9 protein-coding genes are annotated in these 12,329 nt (G+C 40.4%); 1 reads left to right on the forward strand and 8 read right to left on the reverse strand.

The features are described from left to right. Window positions 1-12: 12 nt before the first annotated feature. The 7 genes from HB679_RS00725 to HB679_RS00755 all read right to left on the reverse strand — a co-directional run bounded on the left by HB679_RS00725 (window position 13) and on the right by HB679_RS00755 (window position 7,169). Complete coding sequence (locus tag HB679_RS00725) at window positions 13-834, reverse strand: universal stress protein (protein ID WP_214070024.1); 822 nt, start codon at window positions 832-834, stop codon at window positions 13-15. A 24-nt stretch (window positions 835-858) separates the two neighbouring features. Next, window positions 859-2,268, reverse strand: a complete 1,410-nt coding sequence (locus HB679_RS00730) for an inorganic phosphate transporter (protein ID WP_214070025.1) — start codon at window positions 2,266-2,268, stop codon at window positions 859-861. Between the two features lie 320 nt (window positions 2,269-2,588). Beyond that, window positions 2,589-2,753: a DUF3606 domain-containing protein gene (locus HB679_RS00735; RefSeq protein ID WP_214070026.1), complete on the reverse strand. Its 165-nt coding sequence runs from the start codon at window positions 2,751-2,753 to the stop codon at window positions 2,589-2,591. A gap of 101 nt (window positions 2,754-2,854) precedes the next feature. Beyond that, entirely contained in the window at window positions 2,855-3,841 is a 987-nt protein-coding gene (locus tag HB679_RS00740; RefSeq protein ID WP_214070027.1) for a type IX secretion system membrane protein PorP/SprF, read from the reverse strand. A gap of 2 nt (window positions 3,842-3,843) precedes the next feature. After that, window positions 3,844-4,812, reverse strand: coding sequence for a gliding motility-associated C-terminal domain-containing protein (locus HB679_RS00745; protein ID WP_214070028.1), 969 nt, complete (start codon window positions 4,810-4,812; stop codon window positions 3,844-3,846). Between the two features lie 37 nt (window positions 4,813-4,849). Beyond that, a complete protein-coding gene (locus HB679_RS00750; RefSeq protein WP_214070029.1) occupies window positions 4,850-5,542 on the reverse strand; it encodes a hypothetical protein in 693 nt (230 codons plus the stop codon). Between the two features lie 28 nt (window positions 5,543-5,570). Beyond that, window positions 5,571-7,169: a hypothetical protein gene (locus tag HB679_RS00755; RefSeq protein ID WP_214070030.1), complete on the reverse strand. Its 1,599-nt coding sequence runs from the start codon at window positions 7,167-7,169 to the stop codon at window positions 5,571-5,573. Window positions 7,170-7,612: 443 nt separating this feature from the next. Between HB679_RS00755 and HB679_RS00760 the strand changes: the two genes are divergently transcribed. After that, window positions 7,613-9,616 carry a response regulator gene (locus HB679_RS00760; protein ID WP_214070031.1) on the forward strand — a complete coding sequence of 668 codons (2,004 nt, stop codon included), beginning with the start codon at window positions 7,613-7,615 and terminating at the stop codon, window positions 9,614-9,616. Here the strand turns inward: HB679_RS00760 and HB679_RS00765 are convergent. Further along, a complete protein-coding gene (locus HB679_RS00765) occupies window positions 9,613-12,132 on the reverse strand; it encodes a hypothetical protein (RefSeq protein ID WP_214070032.1) in 2,520 nt (839 codons plus the stop codon). The two genes, HB679_RS00760 and HB679_RS00765, sit on opposite strands and share 4 nt — an antisense overlap. Window positions 12,133-12,329 lie beyond the last annotated feature (197 nt).

Raw genomic sequence — 12,329 nt, forward strand, 5'->3', positions numbered from 1 at the left:
GATTATTCCTGGTTATTCGTGTAAAACCAATATGGCTTTTACCGATTTGTTCATAACCTGATTAACAGTGCTGCGGTTAAACAAGCGATAAACAATGTTATGGTGATGCTTTACTAAACAAAGGATATCGGTTTCATTGTTCTCCACAAATTCCATGATGCCGTTTAAAGGGCGGCTCTCATTGATATAATTAAAATCAAGCTCGGTGTTTTTTATCAGGGCGCGTAGTTTGCTTTCACCGGTTTCAACTTGTTTGGTCGTGGTTTTTTCTGCAACATACAATACGTTCATTTTTTCAGACCCAAAGGCTTCTACCATTTCGTTGAGGGCGTTAACATCTCCGGCAGAAAGCCTGGTTTCATAATCAGTAGCCAAAGTGATTACCGGGGTAGCAGAAAGTTTGCTTTCTAACGGTACAATCAACGTAGGGATTTTCACAGCTGAAACCATCATACTGGCGTTGCTGCCCACAATACCTGCAATGCCTGTAGAACCGGTAATACCCATAACCAGGATTTCTACATGGTTTTCGTCAATATAACGGGTTATTACGTTTTTTAAAGAACCAACACTACAGATAGTATTTACTTCAATATCCTGATATTTTTCATCGCTTGTGTAATTACTTACCCATGCTTTTAAAGCTTCTCTTTTGGTATTGTAATAGTCATCAATAAATATGGCGTTGTAAGTGCTATTGTTAACACCTTCTGTAGTGCCTATAGCATGCAGCACGCATACTTCCATATTTAACATTTTAGCCAACTCCATAGCATAGGCCAGAGCATTACCTGCACTGGCTGAAAAATCGGTGGCAACAAGTATTTGTTTCATTTCTTTCGGAGATTAAAATTACAATTAAATAAACAGGTGGAAAAGCGTAAAAAATATAACACCGAATATCATAGCGACAGGTAAGGTTAATATCCAGGCCATGGCAATGCTTTTTAGGGTGCCACTATTTAAATTGCCCGAACCACCCGAAGCAACCATCGAACCGGCGATACCGCTCGACAATACGTGCGTGGTACTCACCGGCAGGCCAAATGCGGTACTGATACCTATGGTTGATGCTGCGATGATCTCTGACGATGCGCCCTGTGCATAATTTAAATGCTGGTTGCCAATTTTCTCGCCAATAGTTACTACAATTCTTTTCCAACCAATCATTGTACCCAAACCCAGGGAGATAGATATAGTTGCTATTACCCAGATAGGTGCAAAATCAGTAAGCCCGTTCAAGCCTTTAGAGGCGGTTGTAAGGGTTGCTCTGTCAGCGTCAGCTAGTTTTATTTGTTTATCGCCCAATACAGTGGTGATGTCTTTGATATCAGTTTTTATCTGCTTACGGAATTTATAAGTTTTTTCCGGGGCGGCTACCTGTAACTTGGTTTTAGTTATTGCAGAGTCGAGTGTGAAAATCTCGGCCTGACCAATTTTTTGATCAGATTTAACCCGGCTCATTACCTGTTCTGTCTGGTTTAATGACAACAATATTTTGTCGTTAGAGATTGCGTGGTTAACAGCAAACTTTGCCGGCAAAAAGGCAATCAATATCAGCATTAGCAAGCCAACGCCTTTTTGACCATCATTACTACCGTGAAAAAAGCTTACCAGCGTGCAGGTAAGTATTAGTAAACAACGCACTAAAAACGGCGGTTTATCATTTTCGCCGGTTGGGATATGCAGCAAAGCCTTTGCTTTAATAACATCTTTTAAAAGCCACATTAACAAAGCCGCGGCGCCAAAGCCAAATAATGGCGACAAGATTAACGATAAGCCGATCTCTTTTGCCTTGTCCCAATTTACACCTACACCACCATAGAACCAGGTAAACGCTAAACTGGCCCCTATTAAAGCGCCATATAACGTATGCGAACTTGAACAAGGGATACCCAGGTACCAGGTACCCAAGTTCCATATAATGGACGACAGCAATACGGCAAGCACAAAGCATGCGCCCACGCCAACGGGCAACGCCATCATATTATCAATAGGCAACAGTTTTAAAATGCTCATGGCTACAGCCACACCACCTAAAAATACACCCATGAAATTAAAAAATCCAGACCACGGAATAGCGTAAACCGGTTTTAATGCTTTGGTGTAAATAACGGTAGCAACCGCATTTGCCGTGTCATGAAACCCGTTTACAAATTCAAAGCCAACAACGGCTAGTAAACAAAGAAAGAAAACGATCAAAATGGAACCACTCAGGGTTACTTCGCCTAAAAAAGGTAGCGTAATAAAATTGAATACGAATAGCATAATGCTTTGGATAAGAATAAATTGTGAAAACTTACTGTAACCAAAGAAAAGCGTATGGCATTTACTTTTTGACAATTTAAGATTATCAAATTGTGAACGTTACTGCCAGGATTATATGAGAAGAAATTGTACTCTTAAATGAATCACTATTTAGTTGCCTATTCATTAAGAGCGCCTATGTGGGGACGTGTGGCTAACTAAATAACCAACAAGGCAACGCTTGCAAGGGGCAAGCGCAGTATTAGCTATCCGACTCTTGATCGCAATCTCAGAAAGACCATCATTTTATTGAGCCGGATGTTGGATTGATAGGGCTTTATTTAAGCCGTCAGTTCGAGTTTACGAACGTATTTTTCTACCGCTTCAGCATAGCTTTCGCCGGCTTTAAACGCCTCGTTAAGTTCGTCCTGGCTAATTCCGAATTCATTCGACCAATAAGCCACTTCGTCTGGGGTCTGAGCAGGTTGTTGCGTTAAATTTTCCATGGGGTAAATTTACCTCTCGTGGATAAACTAGGTGTTACTTGTGTGTTAATAAAATGTTAAGTTTTTGATGGGGCTTTGCTGTGATAATAGATCTAGCTCAACTAAAACTTATAACACCGCAACTCTGGCCTGTTTGATCTTGACGAGTTATTGTTAAGATAAAATCCTATGGATAGTTCATGACTGCCATAGTTGTAGGTGCCGAGGGCGTTAAGATCATGGTCGTAAGAGTAACCTATGCGCATAGACGGTGTAACAAAAAACTCAACGATGGCTCCAAATGCGTTTTGAAGGGGATAATCGCTCTGCAGATTCTTTTTCGGATAAAGCTTAATAGAGCTACGGTAAAATCCGCCGAACGATAGACCGCTGCTAAAAATGATAGATGCATCCAGGTCAAGGGTAGTGGGCCCTTTAAAATCGTCTTTGATCAAAAATACAGGTTTAATCTTAGTGTCTTCATTCAGATCAAGCAGCGTGCCAGCTGTAAGGTAGATATGGGGCTGTGGTACCGGCACCAGCATGTTACTGCTATTGGTGTTTTTAATAAACCGGGCCACCAAATTAGTTGCCGAAAGACCCACAAAGTTGGTTGATGTTGAATAAAATATGCCCACGTTGGCATCTGGAAGCGTAGTGCTTTGTGACGTTGTTGGAATAGACGAGTCGCCGGTTTGTATGGCGTTCAGTTTTGTGCCATCAATACCCAATTGCTCAATGCCGGCAGCCAGGCCAAACGAGAGGTGAGAAGTTTCGTCATAACCCACAGGTATCATGTAAGAATAGTTAACATAACCCGATAAAGAACTTTGCGCACCTATACGATCGCTGGTTACCATAGCGCCTAAGCCAACATGCGTATCCGGTATAGCACCGTCTGCTGCTATAGAAAAACTTTCTGGTGCACCCGCTACGCCTACCCATTGCGATCGGAAGTACGATTGTACATAAATATCATCTTTATATCCCGTGTAGGCTGGATTAATAAAAATGCCATTGAAAATATGCTGGCTCATCTGGGTATCCTGTTGCGCCAAAGCCTTCATTGCAAACAATATCATGATATAAAATAGGCTTGTTTTTTTCATGGCTATTTAACTTTTGTACGCAATAATGTGATGTAACCGTGATAGGTTTCCCATTTTTGAGCAGTGGTATGCACCTTCAAAAAATAGAAGTAAGTGCCCTCATTCAGGCCGCTGCCATCCCAGTTGTTTTGATATCCTTTCTTTTGGTAAACTATGGCGCCCCATCTGTTTATAATTGTGAGCTCATTTTCAGGGTAGAGTTCTAATCCCAGTATTACAAAAGCATCATTAACATTGTCGCCATTTGGCGTAAATACATTGGGTATAGTTAAACCTGTTGCTGTATTTATAGCTGTTGCAGTGTTATTTGCCGGATTAGGGTCGGTTTGGTCTGCGCTTACCGTGGCAGTATTTGTAATCGTTCCGGGTGAAGTAGGTTTAACTGTAACAGTTATTGTAGCTTCTTCGCCGGGTGCCAATTGGCCCACTGTCCATGATATATTTTTGGTAGTGTTGTTGTAATTGGCGCTGCCTGTTGACGGGGTTGATAATTGCAAGAACTGAACTCCTGCCGGAAGAATATCGGCCACATTAACGCCCGTTGCCGTAATAGCCCCATTGTTTTTTATGGTAATGGTATAAGTAAACGGATCAGACGAATTAATGGTAGTAGCGGGCGCTGTTAAGCTGATCATCATGTCATCACTTGCAGACGCTGGTATCACGTTAACCGTCACCGGGTCTGATACCATCGAACCGCAATTGCCAAGATTGACACTCAAAACCTGGTATTTGCCGCTGGTACTGGCTACATAGCTGTTTTGAGTTGCACCGCTTATTGCATTACCGTCCTTTAGCCATTGAAAAGAAGCCGCATCAGTAGCATCGGCATGCATAGTTACCGTATGGCCCTCTACAATGGTCACACTTTGCCCTGCTGCACCCGACGGGGTATTGCCTTGTGCAATATCCCGTAAATGAGACAGAAACAAAATTGCAGAAGCAATAAGTATGACTTTTATACTACCCATTCCACTTTAAACTTATAATCGGTTAAAAGCGTTAGTGTTAGTTAATGGTAATTACCGGTTTGCCTGCCAATGCTGCCACTTTAACTGTTAAATTAGACGAAGTAGCAGGGGTACATCCCTTATCTTTGTAGGTGATGGTGACAGTATAGTTAAACGTGCCTGGTGTAGCCATATCGGTTGTACTTAATGTATAGGTGGACGCTGTAGCACCGGCTATAGGCGAGCCATCTTTATTCCACTGATAGCTATAATCGGTACTAGCGAAAGTTTCGGCACCGCTTTCAACGTTACCCGCAACTGCCGTTAAAGCACCTGCATTTGCCTGTCCGGCGCAGATAACGTTGTTATTGGCATAAGTAGAGGTTACAGCAGCGGTAATGCCCGGAAGCACATAAATGGTTTTAGGATCAGATGGTGCAGACTCGCAACCGCCGGCATTTACAGCTGTTGATACATATGTATAAAAACCAGGTGTTGTGGGTGCCGTATCTGATAAGGTAGCACCGGTACCTGTTAGAGTTGTAGATGTACCTGTCAGATCTTTTCCGTCATATCTTTTCCAGATATAAGCTGTTGCGTTTGGGTCGGCAGCAGCTGTTATACTGACTGGGGCGCCCTTACAAAAAATGGCGTTTGCACCGGCGGGCAGCGTTTGCGCTTGCACCGAGCTAATCATGAACAAGCCAATAAAGCTTAATAATGCGCTGAGTAATACTTTCTTAGTTTTCATATGCTATAGTTTAAAGTGTTTCTGTTTATTAATTGGTTATGGTTATTACTGGTGGTGTTGGCAATGCATTTACCTGTATGCTTATAGGTATGTTATTGCTACTGCATTGATTAGCATTTTTTACAGTAAGGTTGCCTGTGTAGGTGCCCGCGGCGGTACCGGCAGGTAAGGCAAGGGTTATTGTACCTGCTGTTGATGATGGCAATGCCGCATCCGTCACATTAACGAAATTGGTGGCTGATGTGTCCCAAACTATGCTGTATTTTGTTGGCGTGTTAGTGCCGTTAGTATAGTTTAGTGGTGTGGCTGTTTTCCCCGCACAAGTGTTGGCAGTACCGGGAGTAACCGTTGGCAATGGGTTAACATTTACCGTAGTCATTACACGTGCCGTAGTTTCCGTGCAACCATCCCGCGAGGCTTCTACATAATAAGTGTGGGTACCGGTGCTTAATGTGCTTGGAAGAGGATAGCTGGAACCTGTAAATAACAAATTGCCCCCCGTAGCTGCATCGTACCATTTATAGGTAGTACAATCCTGGGCATTGCTAACTGTAAGGGTTGTGGTGCCGCCCTGGCAAATAGTTGCTGTAGTAGGGGTTGGGCTGCTGTTGATAACGGGGGTAGCTATAACCCGTGTAACATCATATATCCGCAATCCTTGTGTGAGGCCCAATGTTGCTACACCGCCGACGCTAACCTCTACGCGGTCGTAAACGGCGGTCGACTGTGGCGATATATCCAGTTCGTATTTGTTGGATGCAAGCGGAAAAAGCTTCAAATCCAGACTGGTGGTATTATAAATAATGGGAGAACCTACCGCTGTTGCGCCGTTATATAATTGTACAGAAAAACCCGATCCAAGATTAAGGTCCAGCAAACCGGCTCCTGAATTTTGAATGATCATTTTAACAATGTCACCCTGGTGCGTTGGAGAGTTAAAAACGGTAGTATGATATACCGAATTAAGTACATTCGCCACTGCATCAATCTCGGCGTAAGAGCCAGGATCGGTATCAATGGCATTTCCGGGGTTTTGAACTGTGCCTAATACCGAGCCTATATTGGCAAGGCCAGTAAGCGGCTTAACACCCGATAATACATCTACAGGCGTATTACAACCAACATTTGTGGTGGCGGGCTGCATAATATAAGCATCATATAAATTTACGCTTTGACCCACGGCAACACCCGCTAAACGAACCCAAACCCCGTCAAAGTCACCTGTTGGCGCTATAGTGATCTCCTGATCACCGACACTGCTTAACAGGCTCAGCAAAGTAGCGCCCGATATTGGCGACCCTACAGCATCGGCCTGCCAGCCGCCACCCAGTAAACCCCCGTCATGCAGGTTTTTAAAAGGTTGTATCTCAACTCCGCCTAACAACGAAAGAAGCCCTGGCGGCACGCTTAATTTCACGGTAACTTTAGTACCGGCAGCCAGTAAATTACCCGGAGTAACCGGGTTAGTAAACTTTAAAAATTGGGTAACGTCAATCAGGTTGCCTACCCCCACCAGCCTGTTTAGGGTTGAAAAAGTGGTTGGGTCGCCGTCTGCGGCGTTAGTAGGATTATCGACAGAGGTAAGTATATCTGTATTGATCTGTTGCGTTGAGGCGTAGTACCTCATCTGGGGTGTTGCACATTGTCCCAGCGCCCGCGATTGTATAAATAACAAAAGCGAAATGATAAGCAGACACAATAATTCTGCTTTTTTTCTTCTGACTACGAACACGGTTAGCAACAGTTAATAATTGTGGGTAAGGTTAAAAGCCAACGTATAATCATTGACTTTACCCAAAAATATCACATAGCTAAACCGGATTTTAGGCCATTCACGTTCAGTTTAATTACCCTCCAAGCGACCGATAATGAACAAATATTTAATGAGTGATTAGTTGTGAACCGCAACCATTAACATTGCATATTATGAACAAAACAGCGGTGTGGTTTTTAGTTATTTTAGGAATCTAAATTCAAAAAAAGCACAAAAAATATATGCGATCTTTCTTTCTCGAAAAATGGTTTAAGAACATTCCCATATCAAAAAAACTCTATTTCACCATAGGAATCATGGCATTTTTAATAGTGATGGAGTTGTTCACGCTTGGCTTCGCAATTCAGACCCTATCATCCGTGCGTTCATTTGTTGGTGGCGAGGGACTTTGGTCAAAGGCTCAAAAAGATGCTGTAGCAAGCTTACGTTTATATGCATATTCGCGCAATGAGAAAGATTATATAGCCTTTCAGCAGTTTTTAAAAGTGCCTTTAGGGGACGGCAAAGCCAGGAAGGCGCTTGAAAAAAAAGATCCCGACCTGGAAATGGCCAGGCAAGGTTTTATAGAAGGGCGCATTCATCCGGACGATATTGATGGCATGATTAAATTGATGCTGCGTTTTAACCAAAATAAGTATATAGCACATACCATTTTTTATTGGGAGAAAGCCGAAGCCGCAATGCTGCGGTTAATACCGGTAAGTGAGCAACTGCATAAGGATATAGTTTCCGGCAATATATCACGTTCGGAAACTAATCAGGTTCTCAGTTATATCGAAAAAATAAATGCGCAATTGACGCCACTTGAGGATAATTTTTCTTACACGCTGGGAGAAGGCTCTCGCTGGTTCGAGCAACTTATTTTGAGGATATTAATAGGTTTGGCGCTAACCGTTGAAATAACAGGGATATTGATTGCGATATCTATAAGCAGAGGGATAGAAAAAGGGTTGAAAGAAATTATTAAAGGTGCAGAAATGGTATCCAACGAATTATTTAACACTCGTGTTAAAGTCTATTCGCGCGATGAGATAGGTATTTTGGCCGTGGCTTTTAATAAAATGACAGATAGGCTGGAGCAAACTATTGCCGAGTTAAAAGAATCTGAGGTACGTACGATAAGGCAAAAAGAACGGGCCGAAGAATCTGAAAAAATAAAGCAATTATTTATCACCAACATGAGCCATGAAATACGCACACCAATGAGTGCTATTATTGGTTTTGCCTACTTGCTGGAACATTCTAACCTGAATAATGAGCAAACTGAATATATTGACGCTATCTTAAAATCGAGCGAATTCTTGCAGATTTTATTAAATAACATACTTGATTTTTCAAGGCTAGAAGCCGGGAAAGTTTTTTTGGAACATAAAAGCATTAGTTTATATGAAGCTGTACATACCGCTATATCCATGTCAAGAATTGATGCTGCCAAAAAATCTTTGATAATAAACTTTGTGGTAGACGAAAAGATACCTAAAGTGGTTTATGGCGATGAAATGCGTCTGTATCAAATATTAATAAACCTGGTATCAAATGCCATTAAGTATACTTTTATAGGCTTTGTTTTTGTTGAAGTGCTATACATGGATGAAACCGATGAGCATATATGGGTAGAGTTTAGCGTACAAGACACTGGAATAGGCGTACCGGCCGAAAAGCAAAGGACAATATTTGAAAGTTTTGAGCAGGTTAATAAAAATAAAAGTTTTGGCGGCATAGGCCTGGGGCTGAGTATTGCTAAGCGGCTTACCGAATTGCAAGGAGGTAGGATAGGGTTAAGATCCAGTTCGCCAGGTGGGTCTGACTTTACGGTATTGCTGCCATTTAATAAAAAACCAACCGTAAGCGGAGGCGTCAATAACAGGCCTGACACCTTGAAATCTGCCCTTATTGATGATAACAAAATCGGCACACGAGTATTAGTTGCCGATGATAATGAATTAAACCGATTACTGATGAGTAGAATTTTGGAACAACGTGGCTTTTATGTTGATATGGTAACCGATGGCTATGGCGTATTGGAAAGATTAAAACTGGCTAAATACGATATAATATTGATGGACCTGGACATGCCCGAACTAGATGGTTACGAAACCACAACAGCCATCAGAGATTGGAAAAACGATAAAAGAAATACCCCGATTATAGCGGTGACCGCCCATGTCAGCACAGAAGAACGTGACAAATGCTTTAGAAACGGCATGGACGGCTTTATTGCCAAGCCGTTTAGCCCGGATGAACTCTATGAAAATATCCTGAAACTTTTGAATGAAAGGGTTATTAACCCGCAAATTTAAATTTCCTGTCGTTCTAAGAGCTCTGTTATACCCAATTGTACAGTTAATTTAGAACGTTCGTAATATAATTGTTTATAAAACTGTGATAACTCCAACTCGGCGGTTAATGGCCCTTTCTTTAACATTAACGATATCAGGTAAAATTTTTCCAATTTCAACTCGTGCTTATCGGCAATGTGGGCAAAGCATTTGTATTCTGCACTTATAGATTCGTATTCATGCTTAATAAGAGCTACCTTAATATTTAACGAATGGTAAAATATACTGATATAAGGTGTGTAAGAATCGTCGTAGTAATTGCCCAGCTTTAAGATAGATTTATAGGTGTCTAACAAATTCTTTTTATCATTAAGCACAAAATAAGCGTCGGCTAATATATTTTTTAAAAAGAAGGTATACTCTGTTGCAAAGTTTGAGAAATCCTTATAGTGCTTGTTAAGCACTTGTATAAAGCGTATCACCTTCTGTGGCCTTGCTGATATTTGTAGCGTACGCGCCGCCAAAATGTATATAATATCATTAGCAATAGTATTAGTTAAGCCATTTATCTGTGTTAAAGGGTTAAAATAAAATTTCGTAATATCTATCAGTGCGTCTTTTTTAATGATACCATATTTTAGATAATGGTATATAGCATCTAAACAGCTTAACGGATCTATAGGATATTTAAAAAAGTCAATCTGAGGTATCTTTTTAAGATTTATAATCTGGGCATCTATTGCCTTTAAATCCATTTTTACTATAGATATCATAGCCAGGCAGCACCTAACCAATATTTGTTTTTCGTTTGAAAGATCAAATCTCAGTAAGGTCTGTAAGGTTTTTTCATACTCGACAGATATATATTCTAATCCAAAAAAGAAGTTAAATAACTCATTATCAAAGTTTGATCTGAACAGATGCCTGCCCGGTGCAGCTGATGCCGGAGCGTTAAAAATCTCTCCTATAAAGTTAATAAGTTCGGCCTTTTTATTTAGTGGTAGCTCTGCACTTACTAAGTGATTTAAGTTGTAATTAGGATCGGTTTTAATAGCGTACACAATAACCCATTTAATAACATCGAGTTTCAAATCGTTATTTAAAAGCAGATTTGCGTCTTGTATCAGTTTTAAATTAAATTGGTTGTCATTGTCGGCCAGTAACTTTTGAGCAATGATATATTCTAAAAAGTCTTTATTACCAAACTCAATGTAAGTGTTGTGCTGAAAATCGACGCTTTTGTTAAACTCTGTTAAAAATTCAAGGCCAAGCAGCTCGTGATAAACATAGTTATGTCTTTCGAAAAGCGCATCCGCTTTAATTTTGTCGACATGATATATACCTTTTTTAAGACACATCATATCAACCAATTCATACAAGAACAATATCTTTTCTGAGGAGTGTTTATCCAGGTAAATTTTATCCAATATAAAAGATGATACTATTTCGTACCGGTATAACTGCCCTATGTTGTTTAACGAGAAATGATCTCTGTTTAATTTATAGTAGATCTGAAAATATAGCGGATTAGCTAATACGTTTATGGTTTCTGCATCGATATTAATATGTACCAATGGGTTCAGGCCATAACAAAGATCATACAACTCGTCATGGGTAAACAGGGGTACGTTGCTAAAAGTATCATAATTGGTGTTATAGCCAGTAAACCAACGTTTTTCATCATTATTTAAAGCATGTTGATTATTTATCCATGTGTCTGAGCGCATCGTAAATATAATTCTGAATGCGTCGCTTTTTTCATACAATGAAAATATATCCATTACTTGAGTAAGCACCAACTGAAACTGATCAGTGTTGAACAGGTGTTCATCAAACCCGTCTATGATCAGAAAAAACTTGCCGGTACTTTTTTCCTTACCATGCAAAAGCATGTTTAATATTTCGGTACGATTATATCCCAGTAAAGACAACAGCCAGGTATGTATATCCTGCCCACTGGATAATACCGACATTAATGATGATGTACTAAAGAATAATATGATATCGTTAATATTATTATAAGCGTTTAAAAGCAGTCTTTCTTCTATCCAGTGTAGCAGGGCTATGCTTTTGCCATGCCCAGAGGGGGCAATTAACGCCGTAGCGATATATTCTGAAGATAAAAAGCTCTCTAAATGTTCATCAATAAATTTCCTCTTTATGGTTTTCTTATAAGGTACTCCTGAACGTTTTTGTAATGCGCGCAAAGTAAGACTGGTAATTCTGGATGCATCATTGCTTAAATTAATCCAATCGGCAGTTTTGCCCGATTGCGGTTGAGAGGTATGTTCATTTAAAAATGCCATCCAGTTTTTGTAGCCGCAATAGTCTGCTAATGTGTCAATAGTGAACTGTGAAGACTGGAATTTACTGTGTGCAAACCCATAAACACGTTTCAAAGTGGTTTCACTTAGCCTTTTCTTTGTTTTAATAAATATTAATGCACTTAACGTTTTGCAGTCAGACGATGTAAAATTGGTAAGTTTCGCCGTATCAAGTACACGTTTCTTCAACAGATTAAAATGATGGGGCAGCATAAAAATTAAGTAAGTAGTTGTGCAATGTTAGGTATAAATAATGCGCGGTATTGATTGGTGATTTGTTTCCATTAATCAATGATTATAGAAATTCCTCATCAATCTAAAATAAGCCTATATGGGTGCAAAAAACCCCACTGAACAGTAATGAACGATCTATAGCAAAAGTGAACGACACTTAATTGGGGATTGGTCTG

It is taken from the genome of Mucilaginibacter sp. dw_454 (assembly GCF_018449775.1).
Lineage (GTDB): Bacteria > Bacteroidota > Bacteroidia > Sphingobacteriales > Sphingobacteriaceae > Mucilaginibacter.